Genomic DNA, 20,993 nt, shown 5'->3' on the forward strand with positions numbered 1-20,993 from the left:
TCTGTCGCGGTAATCGCGACGGGGCCTTGCCCGGCAGGAGCTGAGGGGGCTCAATGCCCCCATGAGCAAGAAGTTCCGCCCCTGGAATGTGCAGCAGGACTTCCTGCTGCCGCCGTCGCTGCTGGACTGGCTGCCGGAGCACCACCTCGCGCGTTTCGTGCTGGAGGTGGTGGAGGAACTGGACCTTGCCCCCATTTACGAGCACTACGAGAAGCAGCTGCGAGGCTACCCGCCGTACGAGCCGAAGATGATGGTGGCGTTGCTGCTGTACGCGCCTCAATGGTCACGTGAAAACCGGCCAAAGAGGGTCCCTTCAAAACCGGCCAAAGGAAGAGGACCGAGACAGGAGGACTCCTACCCCGCGGACTCGGAGGTCCGCAACTCCATGGCCCCCTTGGTGCGCCAGCTGCGGGGACCGAATTGGACGACGTGAGCATGGTGGAGCAGACGGTCGAGCATGGCGGCCACGGCGGCGTTGTCGCCCAGGAGCTTCCCCAGTCCTCCACGGGCCGGTTGGAGGTGATGAGGGTGGAGGCCTTCTCGTAGCGGCGCATGATGAGCTCGAGCAGGTCCTCGGCGGCGGTGGCCGGCAGCTTGCGCATGCCGAGGTCATCGATGATGAGCAGAGGCGCGCCGGTGAGCGCATCGAGCTTCTGGCGTCGGGTGCCTTCGAGGCTTGCTTCGGCGAGCTCCTCGAGCAGGTGGTGCGCCTCGCGGTAGAGGACGCGGTGGCCCTGGGACTGGATGACGGCGCGGCCGAGGGCCTGGGCGATGTGACTCTTGCCGGTGCCTGGAGGGCCGAGGAAGAGCGCGTCCTCGCGTCGCTCCACGAAGCCGCCGGTGGCCAGCTCGAAGACGAGGCGGCGATTCATCTTCTTGTTGAAGTCGAAGTCGAAGCCGTCGAGCGTCTTTCCCGCGTCGCGGAAGGCGCCCTGCTTGAGGCGGCGTTGGATGAAGCTGTCGCTTCTGCGAGTCAACTCGTCGTTGACGAGGGCGGAGAGGAAGTCGAGCGGAGCGAGCTTCTCGGCTTGCGCCTGGAGGATGCGAGCCTCGACGGCCTGGGCCATGCCGGACAGGCGCAGGGTGGTGAGGGCGCGGGTGATTTCGACGAGATTCATGTCTCGGTGTCTCCTGGGTGAGGGGTGGGTTGAGTCAGACGGGCGATGACGTCGCGGTAGTGGGTGAGCTCGCGGATGAGCGGGTCGACCTGGCGCAGGGTGACGGGAGTGGGCGTGCGTCTTTCGAGGTAGCGGCGCACGAAGCGGTAGGTGGGGACGCCCACCTCGAGAGCCACCTCGCAGGCGTCGTCCAGGGCAGCGGCGCCGTGCTTCTTCGCCAGGGACAGCACGCCCAGGATGCGGCGGGTGCCCGTCTCACCTTCTCGGCGGTGCACCTCGGCGCAGAGGGCGGCGACGCTGCGTCCAGCCCTGGCGGCGCGCTCGAGAAGTTGCACGGTGGTGCGCGGCGCGTGGGAAGGCCTGTCCTCCTCGCGTGTGCGGTGGTGGCCGCGAGGGGCCCGGGTGTGCTCCCGGAGCAGTTGCCCCGAGGCGGGCAGCAGCAGGCGGACATGGAGGCTGTCCCACTGCACGTGCAGCTTGCGGCCGATGTGGCCCGGGGGCACCGAGTAGTACGCGCCGTCCACCTCGACGTGTCCGTCCAGGTGCACCACCCGCTCGCCGTAGGCGTAGTACCGGAAGGGCTCGACGGGCAGGGGCTGCAAGTGCGGACGCTCCTCGCAGAACATGGCCGCCACCTGGCGCTTGGTGGTGCCGTGGATTCGGGTGTCCGCCCACTTCGCCTCCCACGCGTCGAGGTAGGCCTGGGCGGCCTCCAGCGACTCGAAGCGCAGGCCCTTGAGGGGCGTGCGCTGCGCGTGGCCCACCGCGGACTCCACCTTGCCCTTCCTGTCCGGGTGGCGGACTCGGGCCGGCAGGGCCGTGCATGCGTAGTGGGCCAGCACGTCCCGGAAGAGCGGATTGAGGGCTGGTGGAGTTGCCCCCGTCAAATCGGACAGCTCAGGCTTGGGAATTAGCAGTACGGAACTCGCGGGGTGACATCATCTTCAATCCTCGATGAGGGTGGCAGCGGTTGTAGTCGTCGAACCAGGCGGGCAGCTGGGCGAGGACGTGGGGAGCCGAGGGCAACTCATTGACGTACACGTAGTCACGCTTGAACGTCTTCACGAAAGCCTCGGCCATGCCGTTGCTTTCCGGGGAGTAGGCGGGCGTGGTGCATACCAGCAGGCCGAGGCTCCGGCCGAAATCGCGGGTGTCCGTGGCCGTGTAGACGGGCCCGTTGTCCGACAGCCACTCCACCGGGTGTGGCACCCTCGAGGTGCCCGGGCCGAAGCGGGCCTCCACCGTCTCGGCCATCAAATCCTGGATGGTGAGGCCGGTGGGGTGCTCGGCGGACGCACGGTACGCGATGAGCTCCCGGTCGCAGCAGTCGAGGCTGAATGCCACCTGGACGCGCTCGCCGTTCCAACAGCGGATTTCGAAGCCATCGCTGCACCAACGCAGGTTGGACTTCAACGTGATGATGGTGCCCTCATGGGTGCGTGTCGGCTTCCCCGTGTGCCTCTGCAGGAGGAGCTGGGCGTCGCGCATGAGGCGGTAGGCCCGCTTGTGGTTGACGGGCGATTTCCCCGCCGCCCGGCGCTGCCGGTTGAGGAGGGCACAGGCTCTGCGGTAGCCGTACGTGGCGCGCTCCTGAGCGACGGCCTTGAGTCCCTCCAGCACCTCGGCGTCAACATGGGCGTCTGGGTTGCGGGGCTCCCGAGGGCCCAGGGGCCGGTGCAGGGTGGAGCGGGCCACGCCGAGGGCCCGGGCCACCGCGCTCACAGAATGCCTCCCAGCTTGGACAAGGCCGCGGGCGACAGTAGTTTTTTTCGCGGGCCAACTCCACCGCGTCCCGGAGCACTTCCGCCTCCTGCGTCTTCTTGCCCAAAAGCCGCTGGAGCTCACGCACCTGCGCCTTGAGCGCCTGCACCTCGGACTCGGGCACCACGGCCTCCCCGGCCTGCAGCCCGGATACGCCGCCCGCCTCCTTCAGATGCCGCCAGCGGAACAACTGGCTGGGGCTGATGCCGTACTTCCGTGCCACCAGGGACACGCTGCTGCCGGCGCCTCACTCTCGGTCACCAGGCGCAGCTTCTCCGCCGCTGAGTACCGCCGACGGCGCTTGCCCTTCTCCGCCCCCTCCGGGGCTCCTTCTTGGGTCTTCTTCTCCATCGTCAGACTCGCTTTCTAGCCGAACGAGCCTGTCCGACTCTTCAGGGGGCTACACCAGCTGGCTCATACACGTCGGCCGCCAGCACGCCCTCACGCAGGTTGTCCAGCACCACCGTGCGAGTCACGCCCCCAGCCGACGGAAGGCCTCCTCGTGCAGCTGCGCCCACGCGCGGCTGGAGGACTTCCAGCACAACAGCCGCACCGACTTGCGGCTGTAGCCCAGCGTCATGACGAACATGCGCGTGCGCCGGTATTTCCCCGTCTCCGGGTGGCGCACCATGGGCCCCTCCCCATAGTCCACCTGGGCTTCCTCGCCCGGCGCCGTGTGGATGACGGCCTTGGCCTCCGGGCCCTGGCTGTCGCGCAATGCCCGGACGAAGCGGCGCACGCTGATGTAGCTGCCCGTGTAGCCCTGCGTGTCGACGAGCTCCTCGTAGATGGCGCGTCCGTTGCGGCCCACCTCCATCCGCTGCCGCACCAGCTCGACGTAGGGCGCGACGATGCTCGCCGATACGTGCCGGACTCCGGCTCGGCTGCGCGGCATGGAGTCGGTGGTCCCCTCATTGGCCGGTTTTGCTCCGGCGGCCTCGGCCGCAGGCTCGCTCGCCGCGCTCGCCTCGGTGGTCCCCTCATTGGCCGGTTTTGACTTGCCCCACCGACGCGGTGCACGGATGCCCACGCCCGCGGCCTTCAGGTAGCCGCTGGCCGTCTCACGGCGCACCCCCGTCGCGTCCTCGATGCGTCTCAGACTCCAACCCAACCGCCCCAGGGCGATGACCTGCTGCTTCTTCTCGTCGCTCAAGACGTTGCCCATCCCCCGGGCGGACTCCACGTCCTACCCAGGCGTCAACGTCTCGGCCCTCCCCATTGGCCGGTTTTCAGGGGACCTTCATTGGCCGGTTTTGGGTGACCACTGAGGCGCGTACTGCACAGGGGTGACGTCGTCTCGGAAGATTGAGAGGAAGACGCGGGAGGACGTGGCCTTTCGCGTCCTGGCGGCGAACCAGTCCCCGGACCACTCGAGGATTTCAGAGTTTCGGCGCCGGCACGGGGCGCACTTCGAAAACCTCTTCGTGCAGATGCTGAAGCTGTGCGCGAGGGCGGGGCTGGTGAAGCTGGGGCACGTGGCGCTGGACGGCACGAAGCTGAAGGCGAACGCCAGCAAGCACAAGGCGATGAGCTACGAGCGGATGCAGAGGGAGGAAGAGAAGCTGCGTGGGCAGGTGAAGGAACTGCTGGCGCAGGCGGAGGCCGTCGACGCGGAGGAGGATGCCCGGCACGGCACGGGCAAGCGGGGCGATGAACTCCCCGAGGAGCTGCGGCGCGCGCAGTCGCGTCTGCAACGCATCCGCGAGGCCCGGCAGGCGCTGGAGGCCGAAGCCAAGGCTGCCGCGGAAGCAGGCAAACGCAAGGATGATGACGACGACGAGCCCCCGCCGCCCGCCCAGGACTTGCCAGGCCACACGGTGCCCCACACGGCCGAGGGGAAGCCGACGCCCAAAGCGCAGCGCAACTTCACGGACGCGGACAGCCGAATCATGAAGAGGGCACAAGCTTCGAGCAGGCCTACAACGCGCAGGCGGCGGTGGACTCGGCGCACCAGGTGATTGTCGCCCAAGCCCTCACCAACCAGCCTCCGGACGCCGAGCACCTGCCGGCGCTGGTGGACCGGGTGGCCGAGCACCTCGACGAGGTGCCCCGGAAGCTGAGCGCGGACGCGGGCTATTTCTCCGCGAAGAATGTGCGCTGGCTCGAGTCGGTGGGCGTCGAGCCATACATTGCGACGGGCCGCCAGAAGCACGGAGAAGCGCCACCGAAAGTCAGAGGCCGTCCGCCTGCGGGACTCACCCCGAAGGCGCGGATGGCCCGGAAGCTGGCGACGCAGCGAGGCAAGGAGGTGTATCGAATGCGCAAAGCGATTGCGGAACCCGTCTTCGGCCAAATCAAAGAGGCGCGCGGCATCCGAACCCTGCTGCGGCGGGGCCTGAAGGCGGCCCGGGAGGAGTGGGCTCTCATCTGCGCCACCCACAACCTCCTCAAGCTCTTCCACGCGGTGGTCGCTTAGCGGCGGGCTGCCTCAATCAGGCGGCCAGCCGCCTACCTCGTCCGCGCTCGCCTCCTGCCTCATTACCGCCACAGACTCCTACAAGTGGTCTCAGAATTGGGCGAGCAGGCAAGGGGGCGATGCTCAGGCCGCTGATCGACATGGAGGGGATGGCCATGTTCGAAGCTGACCGGTGGACCTGACTGATGAACAGTGGAGCCTGATTGAGCCGCTACTCCCCGCGAGGAAGCTGAAGCGGGAGGACCGGCCTGGGCGAACGCCCACGCCCTCACGGGCGCTGTGGGCCGGCATCCTGTGGATTCTGCGCACCGGGGCCCAATGGAGCGAGCTGCCGCGGGAGAAGTATCCGCCCTACAAGACGGTCCACCGCTGGTTTCAGGGCTGGGTAAGGGACGGTACCTTCCGCGCCGTCCTGCGAGCCTTGGCCCTGGACCTCAAAGAGCGCGGAGGATTCGACCTGGAGGAAGGCTTCGTCGACGCGTACTTCGCCTCGGCGAAAAAGGGGGCCCTGCGTCGGGAAAACGAAGCGGGGCAAAGGGACGAAGGTCATGGCAGCTGCAGACGGCGCTGGTCTTCCTCTCGCCATTGGCGCGGCAAGCGCTTCTCCCCACGAAACCAAGCTCCTCGAAGCTACGCTCGACGAGAGCCTCATCGACGAGCTTCCCGAGCGGCTCATCGGCGACAAGGCCTATGACGCTGATAAACTCGACGAGCGACTGTGGCACCAGCGGGGAGTGAAGCTGATTGCCCCGCACCGTCGAGGGCGCAAGACGAAGACTCAGGATGAACGTGAGCTGCGTCGATACCGCCGCCGCTGGAAGGTAGAGCGGCTTTTCGCCTGGCTTCAGAACTTCCGTCGTCTCGTCACCCGCTACGAGGTGAAGGTGGAGAACTTCCTCGGCTTCCTCCACCTCGGCTGCATCCTCATCCTCTTGAGGCAATTCTGAGATCACCTCTAGTCACTCCTGACCTCAATTGGCGTGTGCTGCGCCTGCTTTGGGGCCCGGGGCAAGTTCCTTCAGGCTGCTCTCATGTGGTCAGACGCACAATCGCTGCGGAGTGGCGTGCTGCTGAGCCGCGGGAGGCTACCGTTCATGATGAGGGGGCGCCTAAGCGAAGTCTAACTGAGGAGAGTGCCAGAGGGATAGGGGCCCGTAGAATGGCGAGGCGTTCTGGCGGGGCTCCTCAATGGATACTCCCTTTCGGTAGACGGTCTGTGCAGCCCTCTTGGGTGCACACCTACCCAGGGTGCGCGGCCCCGGGTGTGGTACGTCCTGACTTTGATGGCTGTCTTATGCAACAGCACCATGTGGCCTGGGGGGTAGCCCCATTTCTATTGGACAGGGCCCCAACGCACAGGAGAGTTGGTTACGAATGTAGCCGGAGTGAGAGGGGCCAACTGGCTCGTCCCAGATGTCGTCGGTTTGACGCCGCTTAGCGGAAGAGGAAGGTGCGGAGCAGGGTAGCTCTTCGAAGACCGTCACTATTGACTGTCGTCGAGCTTGTTGTTCACTGGAGGCGGCAGGCGGAGGAGGGCGAGGTCCATGCGAAGGGGGCGTTTCGAATCTGCGGTGACCCGGTTGCGGCCTCGGGAGAGGGGGCTGGAGCGGCTGCCGGGCAAGAAGACGCTGGAGATCGAGATTCAGGAGGGGGCGTTGGCGTTGACGCTCCACAAAAGCGGGCCGCACTGCCCGATTTGCCGCCTAACGGTGGTACTCGGTGGAAGCGGTGGTCGAGACCCTGGGCGTCTCTAGGAGCGACCTTGTCCTCCGAGTGCAGTCTGCCGCTTCAAAGGTCCCCAGTCGGCGCAGCCCTAGTTCAAGCGTACTGTCGAGGCCCTACGGAGGAGGGGTGGTGCCGTCGCCGCAGAGTGGGCCAGCTATGGCTATCGCTGTGTCACGGTAGTGCTGAACTGGTGCTTTGCCTCCGACAGGCGGCCGTGGGCGAAACCCAAGCGGAGGTACCGGATCCTGAAAGCCGCAGCTCTGCTGCTTGCGCGCCAAACTGGCAAGCTCAACAGCACCCACGACTGATGATGAAGTCACCCCGCGAGTTCCGTACTGCTAACTCTCACCCCTGAGCTGTCCGATTTGACGGGGGCAACTCCACTATGAACTTCACTCCCGGGAGAGGGCGATGAGCAGCGGAGAGGCGTGGCGGGGCGACATCAAGGCGCGACTGTACGAGAGGGTGCGTGAACGGGGCTTCGGCTCACTCATCGCCTTTGCCGAAGCGCGCCCTGCCATTCCGCTGTATGCCCTGGCCGACGAGCTTGGCAACGACGTTGCTGCCGTGCAGATTCTAAGCGGCTTGCTGTACGAGGCGGAGCAGCGCAAGCAGGTCACTCGCTTGGTTCGTGACGTCCTCGTGCGCGAGTTGGCCGAGAGGTTCCCGAATGGCTGGCCGGACGTGCAGGATGATGCAACCCGTGGAGATGTTGCGCTGGGGCTCGGGTCGTGGTTCGCCTACACCCCAGTAACCCACAGGGCTCGCGTTGACCGGGTAGGGAATGCTCTTCTCGCCAATCCCCCGCCCACCGGCTGGCGCCCGCTCGGTCCTGACGACGATCTTCTGAGGACACTCCTCCCCGACGAAGAAGCGTGACCAATAGCGGCGGCCTCGCAATCCGCTGAGGGAGGTGCCGCATACCTGTCAGGCTCGCGAGCGCTACGTCCACACTCCATGGCCTCAACTGTAGAAACAAGAGGGGCCGAGCCATCGCAACTCGGCCCCTCTCTACGCGGGCTGAAGACCGTCTCTGCCAGGCCCCGCCATGTTGCACGTATGTCGCATGACCCTGCGGAACGCGCTGGAACAGGGCGGGACGTCGGGGGCCCTGACGGGAGTCGAATCTGGGGTTCCCAGAGCGGATGCGAGGTAAGGGCGCGACTCTGCTGGGTTTGCGCACCGACCGGCCGCAGGTTCGACTCCTGCCAGGACCACTCCTCCTTCAGTTGTCTGGTGCACCGTGGGTATGGCAAGTGAGGGCCACTCCGTCATGGATGACGCGACCTCCCTCTTGCTGGACACTCCGTGAGCCCGGTCACCCTGCAAATCAACCTCGCGCCCACGGACTATCCGCACGCGCGCCTCATCCTTCCGCATCAGTTGCGCCAGCTCGGGCCCTCCGTGCAGGAGGTGCTGCTCGTGCTGGACCTGCACCGCAGTCAGGGCAGCCGCTTCGCGGGTGCGTGGCTGGAGCGAAAGCCGAAGATGGACGCGCTGCTGTCGGAGCTGTCCTCGGCGGACCCGCGCATCCGGCTGGTGGAGGTGGACTACTCCCCCGCCGCCACGAAGGCACTCTCCGAGCAGTTCTTCGGAGGCTCCCGGCTGCCCATGAAGGATTCGCGCGGCGGGCCCTTCCATTCCTACTTCTTCGGGCTCGCGGCGGCGAAGCACCCGCACGTGATGCACCTGGATGCGGACATGCTCATCGGCGGAGCGTCGCGCGCCTGGATGGCGGAGGCGGCCGCGCAGCTCGCGTCACGCGAGGAGTTGGTGAGCTGCAGTCCCTTGTCGGGCCCGCCGCGCGCGGACGGGACGATTGCGGGAGACAGTCGCTGGTACGAGCCCGATGCACAGGGCTCCCATGCGTTCCGTTTCCGGCGCTTCAGCAGCCGGGCCTTCTTCGTGGACCGCGATGCACTGGTGCGCCGGGTAGGCCCGCTGCAGGCGAAGCTGGCGCCGCCCATTCACGTGCTGCGTGCCTTGCGCGCGGGCAATCCGCCGTACCGCGAGCCGGAGAACCTGGTCACCCGGAGGCTCAATCGTCGCGGCTTGTGGCGGCTGGACTTCCTGGGCGCCGCGCCGGGCCTGTGGACATTGCATCCCCAGTACCGTTCGCCCACGTTCTACGAGCGGCTGCCGGAGCTGATTTCGCGCGTGGAGTCAGGGGACATGCCTGACGCCCAACGCGGCCAGGAGAACGTGCACGACTGCCTGGTGGACTGGTCCGACGTGAGGGCCGCGCGGCGGAAGTGGTGGCAACGCGGGTAGTGTCAGCACTTCCGCCCGGGGCCCCTGGCGTCAGCCCAAGGGCGACTCGGAGGTGACGATGCCGTCCAGGTCCGCGTAGACGTAGTGGCCGGGGCGGAAGGTGACTCCGGCGAAGCGGACCTCCACGTCACGTTGTCCCTCGTTGCGCTTGAGGCTCTTGAGCGGGTGGGTGCCCAGCGCCTTGACGCCGATGCGCATGCGGCCCACGTCCTCGGCGTCTCGGATGCAGCCATTCACCACCACGCCCGCCCAGCCATTCTGCTGGGCGAGCAACGCGAGCTGGTCTCCCACGAGCGCGCAGCGGCGGCTGCCTCCGCCGTCCACCACCAGCACCCGGCCCTGGCCGGGCTCCTCCAAGGCCTTGCGCACGAGGGAGTTGTCCTCGGGCGCCCGCACCGTGCTGATGGGACCCGCGAAGGTCCGGACGCCGCCGTAGTCCTGGAACCCAGGCTCGGCAATCTGGAACCGCGGCGTGCCCGCGTGGGCATCGCAGAGGTCGGCCGTCTTGAAGTCGGTGAACGTGCTCATGGGCTTCGAGCCTTCTCAGGCCTCGCGGGACGACGCAACGTCCAGGGCGCGGAGGTCCTCCTCCGTCAGTTGCAACGTGAACGCACCCAGCAGTTCCTGTGTCTGGCTGGCGGATGTCGCGCTCGCGATGGGCGCCACGATGGTGGGCTGAGCCGCGAGCCACGCGAGCGCGACCTGGGCGAAGTTCGCTCCCGGATGCCGGCGCGTCACGGCCTCTAGGGCATCAATCACCGCCCAGCCGCGCGCGTTTCCATACTGCTTCAGAACGCCTTCGGCGCGGGCCGACTTTGGAGGCGGCTGGTCCTTGCGGTACTTGCCCGTCAGGAAGCCCGAGGCCAACGCGAAGTAGGGCGCCACCACGAGCCCTTCCCGCTCGCAGATGCCCCGGAGCGAAGACTCGAAGTTCTTGCGCTCGACGAGGTTGTAGTGCGGTTGCAGCACCGCGTATCGGGCGAGGTTGTTGCGGCGGGACACCTCCAGCGACTCGGTGAGCCGCTGCGGGGAGTGGTTGCTGGTGCCCAGTGCGCGGACCTTGCCGGCGCGCACCAGCGCGTCGAAGGCCCCCATCGTCTCCTCCACTGGCGTGTCCAGGTCCTCGTAGTGCGCGTAGTAGAGGTCGATGACGTCCACCTGCAACCGGCGCAGCGAGGCCTCCACGCTGCGCTGGATGTGCTCGCGGCCCAGGCCCTTCCCCAGCTCCGTCTGCGAGCCCACCTTGGTGGCGATGACGACGCGCTCCCGAGCGCCGCGCGACTTCAGCCACTTGCCGATGAGCGTCTCTGACTCGCCGCCGCGGTTGCCGGGGACCCAGCTCGAATAGACGTCCGCCGTGTCGATGAAGTTGCCGCCGTTGTCGACGAAGGCATCGAGCACCGCGAACGAGGTCGCCTCGTCGGCTGTCCAACCGAAGACGTTTCCTCCCAGGCACAGGGGGGATACCTGAAGGCCGGTGGTTCCGAGCGCCTTGCGTGCTTCGAGCTTTGTCTGGGGCATTGCCTGTCGCTCCCTCGGTGAGTGGTAGGCCCGCGGGCCGTGGCCGGCGTAGCTAACGCGTCCCGAAGCAGGGTGCAGGTCAAAATGCCCCCGTTCATCGGCGAGAGTGTCGCCGTGTGGTATCGAGCATTTCCCACCGCTGGGGATGCTCCGCGAGCAGTGCAATCCAGGGATTCACTTCGTCTCGAGCCGCGGCGTTCGTGTCACGGAGCCGCTCGAGGACGGGCACGGCGCGGCTCAGTCCCAGCCGGGAGATGGATTCCAGCAGCGCCTCGCGCACGCTCGTCTCAGGTTCGGCGCTGTAGCGGGCGCCGAGTGCATCGAGGCTCGCGGAGAGCTCTGCCACGGGCGAGGTCGCCAGGGCCCGTGCAGCCGCGGCACGCACGACGGGGGACTGCGCTGACTGGAGCAATGTACGGACCTGCGCCACGGACGGTCCTCTCACCGCTTCGATGGAAGACGCGCCCAGGAGTCCCGCTGCCGTGGCCGGGTCTTCCGCGACCGTGGCCAGCGACACCGCTCGCTCCGCCACCACGCGGTAGCGCCCGGCGTTGCGAGCGGCTTCCTCCCGGAAGTTCTCCACCGCGGCCGCGCGGACTTCTGGCGCTGCGTCCGTCACCCAGTCGCGGTAGACGTCTCGGCCCTTGAGGACCTGGATACCCAACAGTTGGGTGGAGGGCTCCCCCGTCTGTTGCAGTGAACGAATCAACACGGCACGCAGGCGCGCGTCGGGTGTCTCACTTGCGCGGTCCACCAACCGCTCCAGGATGCGGGCCTGTCCATCCAGCGCGTAGCGCAGCACCCAGGTGTCGGAGAGCAAGGCCAGCACGTCAGCGTCCTGCTCCTTGCTGAGGTGCTGCCAATGCACGTCCTCGGACAGGGACTCCACGAGTCCGCGGAGTTGTTCTCGCACGTAACGCCGGTACGCCGGTGAGGCGTGGCCCTGGCGATACTCCGCGAGGAGCGCGGTGAACTCGCACGGCACTTCCTTCAGCGGCTGCGCATGGGCGGGCAGGGGCGGGAGCGTCGAATGTCCGGCGTCAGCAGCCTGCGGCGTCGAGGCATCGAGGACAGGGGCGGTGTTCCTTTCTGGAGCACGCCAGAGGCGTGTGCCCACCACGGCTGCGCCCAACGCCCCGGCGAGGAGGACCCAGCCGAACCTTCCACTCGGATTCCTCATGGCGTCAGGGCCTCCACGTCCTCAGGGCAGCGGTGATACACGCGCTTGTTCAGCCACAGCCGGTCGAAGTCCACGTGTCCCGCGTCGTAGAGCGCCTGGAAGTCGGCGACGTCTCGAACGAATCGGCGGTCCTGCTTCGAGTAGTCTCGCACTTGGGGAAGGGCCTCGGCGCCACCGGCCCGGAGCGTGTATCGCAGGAGCGCCCAACGCGCGCACAGGCGCTGCTCTCCAGGGAACGCGGCGCTGAAGTGATTCAGCACCGCGCGCGTGTCGCGGCCATCGGACAATGCCAGGGCCGCCAGCTCCCGGACGTTGGCGTCTGAGTCATTTTCGAGCACCCAGGCCAATTGCTCCACGGCCCGCGCATCCAGTCGCACGGACAAGGATGCGGCCAGCTCCACCGCCAGGGCGCGGATGTGATGGTCCTCGGACTCCCGCGCAAGTGTCAGGAGTCGAGTGAGGTAGGGCTCCTCCGAGCCTCCTGCCTGGAAGTCGTTCTTCATCACCCTGCCCAGGGTTCTCACCGCGAGCAGGGACACGCCCTGAGGGGCCGTGCTTCTCCTGGCCAACGCCATCAGCCGGTCCTGCGCAGGGGCGCCGAAGCGCGCCTGTGTCTCCAGTGCCTGCAGCGCCTGTGCGCGGTGGTCGATGGATGCGTGTTGCTCCGCCATCGTGAGGAGCCCCTCGGCCACCCGTGCATCCCTCACCGAGGAGGCTTCACGCAGGCCCGTCAGCAGCACGGAGGCTTCGGGCGCCGGTGCGGTGTCAGCCCAGTCGAGCACCTGAAGCGCGGCCTGAGCGTCTTCACCCAGGACTTCCGGAATCCGCTCGGTGAGGAAGGTGAGGGCGGCGGCGTCGTTCTGCGCCAGGGCCTGCTGGATGGCGGCTCGCACCGTCGGCAGCCCGTGACGTTGTTCGAAGTCCAAATAGCCCGCGCGGCAGGTGAGGCGTGGAAGACGTTGGAGGGGCGGCTTGGCGGCCATGGCGGGGGTGATGCCACACACGAGGAACGGCCAGAGCGCGCGGGCCCAGCCTCGGACTCGTGTGCGAAGGGCCTGGCTGTGGGGAGGGGAGGCGGGCATGGCGCGTGTCGAACCCCGGACGATGCGTCGCTGAAACCATCCAATTTAGTCAGATTTACAAGAAAGACGGTTTCTTCCGCACTGCCTGAGACTGTCCATAATGTGTCGACGACGGCACGAAGAAGCGGGGGACATGGGAGCGGGCGTGCGGGGACACAGACTGCCTCGTGCCGCATGTTATGGAACGAGCCATGAACCACGCTCACAGTCAGGCTCTCTTCGCTCGCGCGCAGGCTCGCATCCCCGGCGGAGTGAATTCCCCGGTGCGCGCCTTCCGAGGCGTTGGCGGCGACCCTGTCTTCTTCCGTGAAGGCGCAGGTGCCTGGCTCACGGATGTGGACGGCAACCGCTACGTCGACCTCGTGGGGAGCTGGGGACCGCTCATCCTGGGCCACGCGTATCCGCCCATCTTGGACGCCATCATCGACGCCGCGCGCCGGGGTTCGTCCTATGGCGCGCCGCATGCGGATGAGGTGGAGTTCGCGGAGCTCATCTGCGCCACCATGCCCGCGGTGGAGATGGTGCGCCTGGTCTCCAGTGGCACCGAGGCCACGGTGGCGGCCATCCGCGTCGCGCGGGGCTTCACCGGCCGCGAGCACATCCTCAAGTTCGAAGGCTGCTTCCACGGCGCGGGAGACCCGTTCCTGGTGAAGGCGGGCAGTGGCGTGGAGACGCTGGGCCTGCCGGACTCTCCGGGCGTGCCGTCGGCGCTGGCGAAGCTCACGCTCACGGCGCCCTTCAACGACCTGGCCGCCGTGGAGCGCATCTTCGCGGAGAATGGCCAGGACATCGCCTGCGCCATCATCGAGCCGGTGGTGGGCAACATGGGCGTGCTGGTGCCGAAGCCGGGCTACCTCGAAGGGCTGCAGGCGCTCTGCCAGAAGCACGGCGTGCTGCTGGTGCTGGACGAGGTCATGACGGGCTTCCGGCTGTCGCGAGGCGGCGCGCAGGAGCTGTACGGCCTCAAGCCGGACCTCACCACCATGGCCAAGGTGATTGGCGGAGGCATGCCGATGGGCGCGTATGGTGGCCGCCGCGACATCATGGAGAAGGTGGCTCCCGCGGGCCCGGTGTACCAGTCCGGCACGCTGTCGGGGAACCCGGTGGCGGTGGCGGCGGGCCTGGCGTGCCTCAAGGCCCTGGCGGCCCCCGGCACCTACGCGCGGCTGGAGGAGGTCAGCCGCATGTTGGAGGTCGGCCTGCTCGCGGAGGCGAAGGCCGCGGACGTGCCCGTCACCGTCAACCGCGTGGGCAGCATGCTCACGGTGTTCTTCACCGGTGAGCCCGTCTACGACTACGCCAGCGCGAAGAAGGCGGACACGGCGCGCTTCGGGAAGTTCTTCCACGCCATGCTGAACGAAGGCGTCTACCTGCCGCCCAGTCAGTTCGAGGCGGCGTTCGTGTCGCTGGCCATTGGCGAGCCGGAAGTCGCGCACGTCCTCGCGGCGGCGAGAAAGGCCTTCCGTTCGCTTGGCAAGACCGGTTGAGCCCGCGCCCCTCGAGGGGCCCGTTCGCTTCGGTCCCTATACCCTCGTGCGCCGCATCGGCGCCGGGGGGATGGGAGAGGTGTTCCTCGCGCGTGAGGAGGCGCCTCGTCGTGCCTGTGTGGTGAAGAAGGTCCTCCCGCAGCTCATGGCGAGCCCGCAGTTCGCCGGACGCTTCCGGGATGAAGCCCGCGTCGTGGTGCGGCTGCACCATCCGAACATCGCGCGCGTGTACGCCATGGGCGAGGTGGAAGGGCAGCTCTACCTGTCCATGGAGTACGTGCAGGGCAAGACGCTCAGCCGGCTGACGTACCGGTTGCGGCAGCTCGGGCGGACGCTGCCGCTGGGCATCATGCTCCACCTGGGCCAGCGGCTCTGTGAGGGCCTGGCGTACGCGCACGACGCGACGGACGAGTTCAGCAATCCGCTGCACCTGGTCCACCGGGACTTGTCTCCCGCGAACGTGTGCATCAGCTACGCGGGCGAGGTGAAAATCATCGACTTCGGCGCGGCGCAGTCCACGCTGAAGGAGCAGCAGACGGCGCCCCGGGTGGTGATTGGCAACCTGACGTACATGGCACCGGAGCAGGCGCGGAAGCGCTTCGTGGACCGGCGCGCGGACGTGTACGCGGTGGGCGCGCTGCTGTGGGAGTTGTTCGCGTGGAAGCCCCTGGCGCAGCGGGGCGACCCGGTGGAGCGGTGGCGGCGCGCGGCATACCCCCAGTGGGAGCCAGCGGGGAGCGTCCGGCAGGGCGTGCCTACCAGCGTGGATGCGTTCCTGATGCGCGCGCTGGCCTCCGAGCCTGACAATCGCTTCCCGGACGCGGCCGCCATGGGCGCGGAGCTGGCGCGGATGAAGGCGAAGCTGGCGCCCAACGTGGGGGATGCGGATGTCGCGCGCCTCATCGCGGCCGCGTTCCCCCGCGAGAAGAAGGCGGAGGAGCTCGTGCTCCGCGAACTGCTGCGGGAGCCGCGTTCCCGCGCGCTCACCGAGCCCGCGTTGGCCACCGTGCTCGCTCCACCCACCGCGCTCGCGTTCGAGCACGAAGGCATCGACGCGCCCGAGGACTACGTCCCGGCCGAGCGTGGCGACGCTGAGACTTCGAAGGCGCCGCCGTCCGCCCACGAGCCTGATGCGAATGTCCCAGCCGCGCCGGATACCTCTGGGCGAGGCACGCCAGCGAAGGCAGCGCATGACGCGGATGAACTTGAAGTCACGGTGCGAGGGATTCCTGGAAGGGCGCCGGAGGTGCCTCGCGCTGCCAATGCGCCTCGCGTCACCGCGCTGTACGGGACGGAGGACGAGGCGACCGTGGTGGAGGGCGGAGCCTCGCGAGCGCGACGGGGCCTTCCCGGCGGCGAACGGGCACACCTCGATGTGGAGGGGAGGCCACCGTCGTCCATCCATCGCGAGGTCCGGTCGCGAGCGCGCCACTCGGTGCGGACGAGGAGCCGACGGTCGTTCAGCCCGAGCGTGCCCGGATGGCGGCGGACGCTGGCGTGGCGTCGAAGTCCGAGGTGGTCCCTGGGGCCGCGAACTCCGGAGCCAGCCTGGGCGGAGACGCGGCGGCCACCGAAGCCGTCGATGCGGCGAAGCTGATGGTCGCGCTCGAACGGGCGGAGGCCAGCCGAAGCCAGGGCGCCCGTGCCGCCGCGTCCGAGGATGTCACCGTGACGGAGGTGAATCCCGCCAGGGCGCTCCAGCCCTTGCCGCCCCAGGCCGCGCAGTTGCGCCGAGCCACCCGCGAGACACAGGTGGGCTTCGGCGTGGACATCTCCCAAGCGGTGGATGCCGCGGCGGTGGAGGCCCGTCGTCAGGAGTTGGTGCGCGCCATCACGGGGGATGAAGCGCTGCCCGTGCCAGAGCCCGAGGAGGACTTCGGCACAGGGCTTCGCGGTGGTCGTCCCTGGCTCGTCGCGGGGCTCTGCGCGGGCGCGTGTGCCCTGGGGCTCGCGCTGGCTTGGGCGCTGGCCTGAAGCCAGCCGCGGGCGTCAGCTTCCCCAGGGCAGCCGGTAGCTGAAGCCCAGGCTGAGGGTGGCGGTATCAATCCAGTTGCTGGTGAAGCCGTCGCCAAACTCGTCTTCGTTGTCGTCCGACGTGCCCCGCGCGCCGCCGCCCAGGTAGCGCAGGTTGAGGAACACATCCACCTTGTCGGTGAGGCGCACGCCACCGCGCAGGGACGCGTCCAGCAGCGCGCCCGTGGTGTTGGAGTCACTGTCGCCGTTGATGATGGCTGTGGGCGCGTAGCTGCCGTCCGCCTCGAAGCCCAGCCACCAGCCACCACCCAGTCCCCACCGTCCGCGCACCTTCAGCAGCGGCACCGGCCCCACGTCCCGCGCGGTCCGCCGCAGCGTCCCGTCCGCGGAGGTGAAGACATAGTTCGCGTTGCGCAGTTGGAGCGACACGCCCACGGACAGCTCGCGGTCCGGACCGGACAGCAGGTCATACAGATAGCTGGCCCGATAGAAGGGGAAGCTGTAGCTCACGTCCAGCGGCGTGCCCGCGGGGAAGTCCAGCGCGTCGATGCGCACGTCCCGCTTGAGCACCACCTGTGTGTCAATGGCCAGCGGCTGGTAGAGGAACACCACCGAGTGCCGGCCCTTCAACGTCAGCTCCGCCGACAGCCGCATGAAGTTGTAGAGGTTGTCCTGTCCGCCGTCGTCCGTGTAGCGGAACAGGGTGCCGTCACTGCCCTGGCGGATGCTGTGCGCCAGCACGTCCAGGAAGCCCAGCTCTCCCACGAGCTTCAGCTGCACCCGAGGCTCGTCCGGAGCTGTGGGCGTCTGGGCCTGGACGGTGAAGGTGCTCAGACAAAGAAGGACTCCCAGGACGGCGGCATGGCGGTGCATTTCTGCTCCTCGCGAAGGGATTTGCGCCCCGGACGCGTGAGCTTCAAGTGCGTTACCAGCCTTCGCTTATCGCTGCGGCGGAGGTGTCCAGCGGGAGATAGAGCCGGAAGGTGGTGCCCTGGCCCGGCAGGGATTCCAGCGCGACCCGGCCCTGGTGCGACTCGATGATGCGCTTCACCACTGCCAGCCCCAAGCCGGTGCCCTTGGCCTTGGTGGTGAAGAAGGGCTCGAAGATGCGCGCCCGCACGTCGGGGGAGATGCCCGGCCCGCTGTCCACGAACTGAACTTCGACCTCGGGAGTCCCCGTCGCGCGCCGGACACTCGCGCGCAGCATGCCGCCCTGAGGCATGGCCTGCACGGCGTTGATGGCGAGGTTGAGGAAGGCCTGACGCATCATCCGCTCGTCCACCGTCACAGAGGGGACATCGTCCGCCAGGTCCAGTTCCACGCGCACCTGGCCCGGTGCCTCCGCCAGCGCGCCTCGCACCGCGTCCTCCACCAGGGGGACAGCGGCACGGCATAGGGATGCGGCGCGGGCGGCCGCGCGAAGGTGAGCAGGTCCGCGACGATGCGGTTGAGCCGGTCCGACTCCTCCCCGACGATGTCCAGCAGCGGCACCGCCGCGCTGTCCGGCCCGACGATGCGGCGGATGGACGCCACCGAGTTGAAGATGGCACCCAGTGGATTGCGCACTTCGTGGGCGACCACGGCGGACAGCTCGCCCAGCGCGGCCAGCCGTTCGCGGCGCACCAACTGGGCCTGCGTCCGGGCCAGCTCCACGTAGCTGGCTTGAAGGTCCTCCACCAGCCGCGCGCCCTCGCGGGCCAGCGCCAGTTGGTTGGCGATGGCGCTGGCTCGCTCCACCTCCGCGAGCGTGAAGCGCCGTGGCCGCCGCGTCTCCACCGCCATCATCACGCCCATGGGGCGCTCGTGGACCACCAGGGGGAGCACCAGGAATGCTCGGGCACCGGGCAGGCGCCGCACCTCCTCGTTGACGCGCAGGTCGGAGCGGGCGTCCTCCACCATCACCACCTCGCGCGTGTGGAACGCCACCGACGCGAGTGACGCATCGGCCGGGAGGAGTGGCAGGGCGGGCCCTTGAAGCTCGGGTGAGCCTCCCGTCATCGCGCGAAGCTGGAGCCGTTCTCCCGAGGCATCCGGCAGGAACACGTAGGCATCCGACGTGTCCACGATGCGCGCCAGGCTGGTGGCGCCAATGTGCAGGAGCTTGTCCAGTTCCAGGGTGGCCGCCAGCGCCTTGGCCACCTCGTGCAGCAGCGCCAGGTCCTCGGCGCGGCCACGAAGCTCATGCAGCAGCCGGTGGGATTCGATGGCCGCCGCGAAGTGGCTGCCCATGGCCTGCAACGTCTCTCGTTCGAGCGGCGTCAGGGGCCGCCGTTCCCGGAAGAGGGCGGACAGGGTGCCCACGCCCCGCGAGCGCACCCGCAAGGGCACGACGACCACAGTGCGGAAGCCCTACCGGCGCAGTTCCTCGCTCAGGTCGTCCGGACAGGACTCCACCTCGCGCTCCAGTGGGATGCCTTCTTGTTGCGCCTGGAGGCACAGGTTTCCATCCCGCCAGCGCCGCGTGAAGTCCTTCGCGCCTGCGGTGTCCAGGCCGCTCGAGTACGCGAGCTCCACTTCGCCGTCGTCCGCTGGCAGGAGCACCGCCACCGCGTCGCAACCCAGGAGCCCGGCGATTTCGTCGGTCCCCGGAGCGAACAGGGCCTGGGGGTGCGGCGCGGAGGCCGTCACCGAGGCCAGGCGGTTGAGCGCCGCCAGCGCCGTGTTCTGCGCGGACAGGCGGGAGATGGTGAGCGCCGCGTCCAGCGCCGCGGACACCTGCGCGCCGAAGAGGCGCACGGGTGGAAGCTCCTCTTCGCGCAGCCAGTCCGCCACCAGCGCGAGCATGGCCCGGGGCTGGCCCTCCACGTCGATGCGCACCGCGATGGCGCGCGTCTGCCCGGCGCGCTGGATGCCCTGGCGAACCAGCACGCCCCGGGCGCCTCGGAGGAAGCACTCAGCCTCCTGGGGCAACTCGTCTGTATAGGCCGCGCCGTCGCGCCAGGCGCGCTTCAGCAGGGAGGCCACTGGCCCACCACATCCCGTACCCAGCGGCCACTCAGTGCCGCGGCTTCCGTGGGCACCATGCCGGGCGGCACGAACGTCTGCCCCAGCCGGACGCCCAGCCGGTCTGGCGAAAGCCACGCGCAGCCAAGTCCCAGCTCCTCCACGCTGGAGAACATCCTGCGCAGCACCTCGCCCTCGGTGCGCAGGGAGGGCAGGCTCGCGCCCAGCTCGGCCAGCCGCTGGAGCACGCTGCGGCGCCGGGCCCTCGCCGACACGTCGCGTACCAGCACCACCCACTCCGTGCCGCTGGGGATGACGGTCAGCTCCACCCGCCGCTCCCCTTCGGTGGTGCGCAGCATCGTCTCGTACGTGGTGGGGACGGGCTCGCCGCGCTTGCGACGGGCATGGCGGGACGCCAGCTCCGCTGCGCTCTCCGCCGAGACGAGGAGCGTGGCGGGCTCACCCAGCACGCCCTCGCGCGGGTAGCCCGACATCGTCACCAGCGCTTCGTTCACATAGACGAAGCGGCCGTCACGGACGACGCAGACACCCACGGACATCGCATCGAAGGGGCCGTAGGCTGCCCCGATTTCGGCGGCGGTTTTCACGGCAGGCCTGACTCTTCCACCGCTGCCAGTCCGTGCGAAATTGCTGACCCGCCGCTTCGCCCACCAGCCCACATCCCGGTGCCAGCCCTGCGGCTTGTACTTAGAACGGGCCCGGCCGCGCAGGGCAGCCGAGCCCGTGTCCTCAGGGTGGCTGTCGCCCAAGCAGAATCAGGCGGGAGTGGCCCCGGGGGACTCCGCGCCGCGGTGGTGGACCTTGGTGTACAGGCCGATGAGCTCCGCCTGTCCCACGATGTGGCCTTCCATGGCCTCCCGGAGCTGTGTGCGCGTGGCGCGGCCCAGGTCCGGCAGCACCGTGTCCAGGGCGAACAGGCGGAAGTAGTACCGGTGCATGCCCACGGGCGGCATGGGGCCCCCGTAGTTCTGGCGGCGGAAGTCGTTCTGACCCTGGCGGGCGCCCTCCGGGAGGACGTCCGGCGTGGCGCCTTCCGGCAGGCCCTGGGCCGAAGGTGGGATGTTGTAGACAACCCAGTGGGAGAAGGTCATCTGGGGATTGCGCGGGTCTGGCGCGTCCGGGTCCTCCACGATGAGGGCCAGGCTCTTCGTCCCGGCGGGCATGTCCGTCCATTGCAGCGGCGGTGAGATGTCCTCGCCCTCGCCGGTGTAGGCAATGGGGATGAGGTCGCCGTCCTTGAAGCGGGGGGACGTGAGCACGAGCGGCTTCGGCATGGAGTCCTCCAGAGGTGTCGCGGTGGGTTGACGCGTGTCGGGTGCAAGCTGGCGACGCAGGCGCCCGGACGCCGAGGAGCGGGCCGGCAGGCGCCCGGAGGCCGGCCACCCGGGCCTTGGGGCAGGCGCCCCCATTCCCATGCGCCTGCTCAGGCCGCCGGGCTCCAGCGCCTCACCCAGAGGCGAGCCCGGGCCCTGGCGAGCCCACGGGAAGGGCCCT

17 protein-coding genes and 7 pseudogenes are annotated in these 20,993 nt (G+C 68.5%); 10 read left to right on the forward strand and 14 right to left on the reverse strand.

All coding sequences use genetic code 11. The annotated features are described in order from the left end of the window. Positions 1–61: 61 nt before the first annotated feature. Positions 62–271, forward strand: a pseudogene (locus tag QEG98_RS02315) (IS5/IS1182 family transposase); the annotation flags it as partial. Positions 272–354: 83 nt separating this feature from the next. Here QEG98_RS02315 and istB read toward each other — a convergent pair. The 4 pseudogenes from istB to QEG98_RS02335 form a co-directional block, all read right to left on the reverse strand. Next, positions 355–1,118 (reverse strand): annotated as a pseudogene (gene istB, locus QEG98_RS41565) (IS21-like element helper ATPase IstB). Continuing rightward, positions 1,115–1,981: pseudogene (locus QEG98_RS02325) on the reverse strand (Mu transposase domain-containing protein); the annotation flags it as partial. The pseudogenes QEG98_RS02325 and istB, both read right to left, overlap by 4 nt. 20 nt (positions 1,982–2,001) lie before the next feature. Beyond that, positions 2,002–3,230: pseudogene (locus tag QEG98_RS02330) on the reverse strand (IS3 family transposase). Between the two features lie 62 nt (positions 3,231–3,292). Next, positions 3,293–4,044 (reverse strand): annotated as a pseudogene (locus tag QEG98_RS02335) (IS21 family transposase); the annotation flags it as partial. A 163-nt stretch (positions 4,045–4,207) separates the two neighbouring features. Between QEG98_RS02335 and QEG98_RS02340 the strand changes: the two are divergent. The 6 genes and pseudogenes from QEG98_RS02340 (at position 4,208) to QEG98_RS02365 (ending at position 9,291) form a co-directional block, all read left to right on the forward strand. Then, entirely contained in the window at positions 4,208–4,837 is a 630-nt protein-coding gene (locus QEG98_RS02340) for a hypothetical protein (protein WP_316565584.1), read from the forward strand. Next, entirely contained in the window at positions 4,816–5,295 is a 480-nt protein-coding gene (locus QEG98_RS02345) for a transposase (protein WP_316565585.1), read from the forward strand. Before QEG98_RS02340 ends, QEG98_RS02345 begins: the two co-directional genes overlap by 22 nt. 172 nt (positions 5,296–5,467) lie before the next feature. Beyond that, positions 5,468–5,647, forward strand: a pseudogene (locus QEG98_RS02350) (transposase); the annotation flags it as partial. A 133-nt stretch (positions 5,648–5,780) separates the two neighbouring features. Then, a pseudogene (locus QEG98_RS02355) lies at positions 5,781–6,242 on the forward strand (IS5 family transposase); the annotation flags it as partial. Between the two features lie 1,189 nt (positions 6,243–7,431). Further along, complete coding sequence (locus tag QEG98_RS02360; protein ID WP_316565586.1) at positions 7,432–7,899, forward strand: NUDIX hydrolase; 468 nt, start codon at positions 7,432–7,434, stop codon at positions 7,897–7,899. 429 nt (positions 7,900–8,328) lie between these two features. Further along, complete coding sequence (locus tag QEG98_RS02365; protein ID WP_316565587.1) at positions 8,329–9,291, forward strand: hypothetical protein; 963 nt, start codon at positions 8,329–8,331, stop codon at positions 9,289–9,291. A 30-nt stretch (positions 9,292–9,321) separates the two neighbouring features. On the opposite strand, the gene rraA is transcribed toward QEG98_RS02365, so the two are convergent. The 4 genes from rraA to QEG98_RS02385 form a co-directional block, all read right to left on the reverse strand. Beyond that, positions 9,322–9,819: a ribonuclease E activity regulator RraA gene (gene rraA / locus QEG98_RS02370; protein ID WP_011550525.1), complete on the reverse strand. Its 498-nt coding sequence runs from the start codon at positions 9,817–9,819 to the stop codon at positions 9,322–9,324. Positions 9,820–9,834: 15 nt separating this feature from the next. Continuing rightward, a complete protein-coding gene (locus QEG98_RS02375) occupies positions 9,835–10,812 on the reverse strand; it encodes an aldo/keto reductase (RefSeq protein ID WP_316565588.1) in 978 nt (325 codons plus the stop codon). A 94-nt stretch (positions 10,813–10,906) separates the two neighbouring features. Continuing rightward, positions 10,907–11,992 carry a hypothetical protein gene (locus QEG98_RS02380; protein WP_316565589.1) on the reverse strand — a complete coding sequence of 362 codons (1,086 nt, stop codon included), beginning with the start codon at positions 11,990–11,992 and terminating at the stop codon, positions 10,907–10,909. Continuing rightward, on the reverse strand, positions 11,989–12,975 hold the full coding sequence (locus QEG98_RS02385) for a hypothetical protein (RefSeq protein ID WP_316565590.1): 987 nt from the start codon (positions 12,973–12,975) through the stop codon (positions 11,989–11,991). Before QEG98_RS02385 ends, QEG98_RS02380 begins: the two co-directional genes overlap by 4 nt. A gap of 290 nt (positions 12,976–13,265) precedes the next feature. On the opposite strand from QEG98_RS02385, the gene hemL reads away from it, so the two are divergent. The 3 genes from hemL to QEG98_RS02400 are packed head-to-tail and all read left to right on the forward strand — an operon-like array spanning position 13,266 to position 16,535. Then, positions 13,266–14,561: a glutamate-1-semialdehyde 2,1-aminomutase gene (gene hemL, locus QEG98_RS02390; RefSeq protein WP_090486741.1), complete on the forward strand. Its 1,296-nt coding sequence runs from the start codon at positions 13,266–13,268 to the stop codon at positions 14,559–14,561. Between the two features lie 46 nt (positions 14,562–14,607). Further along, positions 14,608–16,158, forward strand: a complete 1,551-nt coding sequence (locus QEG98_RS02395; RefSeq protein WP_316565591.1) for a serine/threonine protein kinase — start codon at positions 14,608–14,610, stop codon at positions 16,156–16,158. Further along, positions 16,158–16,535, forward strand: a complete 378-nt coding sequence (locus QEG98_RS02400; RefSeq protein ID WP_316565592.1) for a hypothetical protein — start codon at positions 16,158–16,160, stop codon at positions 16,533–16,535. The genes QEG98_RS02395 and QEG98_RS02400 overlap by 1 nt, the downstream gene beginning before the upstream one ends. Positions 16,536–16,550: 15 nt before the next feature. On the opposite strand, the gene QEG98_RS02405 is transcribed toward QEG98_RS02400, so the two are convergent. From QEG98_RS02405 to QEG98_RS02430, 6 genes are all read right to left on the reverse strand, one after another. Then, positions 16,551–17,408 carry a hypothetical protein gene (locus QEG98_RS02405; RefSeq protein WP_316565593.1) on the reverse strand — a complete coding sequence of 286 codons (858 nt, stop codon included), beginning with the start codon at positions 17,406–17,408 and terminating at the stop codon, positions 16,551–16,553. A 52-nt stretch (positions 17,409–17,460) separates the two neighbouring features. Then, a complete protein-coding gene (locus QEG98_RS02410) occupies positions 17,461–17,862 on the reverse strand; it encodes a two-component system sensor histidine kinase NtrB (protein WP_316565594.1) in 402 nt (133 codons plus the stop codon). Continuing rightward, positions 17,820–18,863 carry a GAF domain-containing protein gene (locus tag QEG98_RS02415; protein WP_316565595.1) on the reverse strand — a complete coding sequence of 348 codons (1,044 nt, stop codon included), beginning with the start codon at positions 18,861–18,863 and terminating at the stop codon, positions 17,820–17,822. Before QEG98_RS02415 ends, QEG98_RS02410 begins: the two co-directional genes overlap by 43 nt. 21 nt (positions 18,864–18,884) lie before the next feature. Then, positions 18,885–19,499 (reverse strand): hypothetical protein, encoded by a 615-nt coding sequence (locus QEG98_RS02420; RefSeq protein ID WP_316565596.1) that lies wholly within the window; start codon positions 19,497–19,499, stop codon positions 18,885–18,887. After that, complete coding sequence (locus tag QEG98_RS02425; RefSeq protein ID WP_316565597.1) at positions 19,484–20,086, reverse strand: PAS domain S-box protein; 603 nt, start codon at positions 20,084–20,086, stop codon at positions 19,484–19,486. The genes QEG98_RS02420 and QEG98_RS02425 overlap by 16 nt, the downstream gene beginning before the upstream one ends. 168 nt (positions 20,087–20,254) lie before the next feature. Next, positions 20,255–20,773 (reverse strand): YbhB/YbcL family Raf kinase inhibitor-like protein, encoded by a 519-nt coding sequence (locus QEG98_RS02430; RefSeq protein ID WP_090486728.1) that lies wholly within the window; start codon positions 20,771–20,773, stop codon positions 20,255–20,257. Positions 20,774–20,993 lie beyond the last annotated feature (220 nt).

Source organism: Myxococcus sp. MxC21-1, from assembly GCF_032612255.1.
GTDB lineage: Bacteria > Myxococcota > Myxococcia > Myxococcales > Myxococcaceae > Myxococcus > Myxococcus virescens.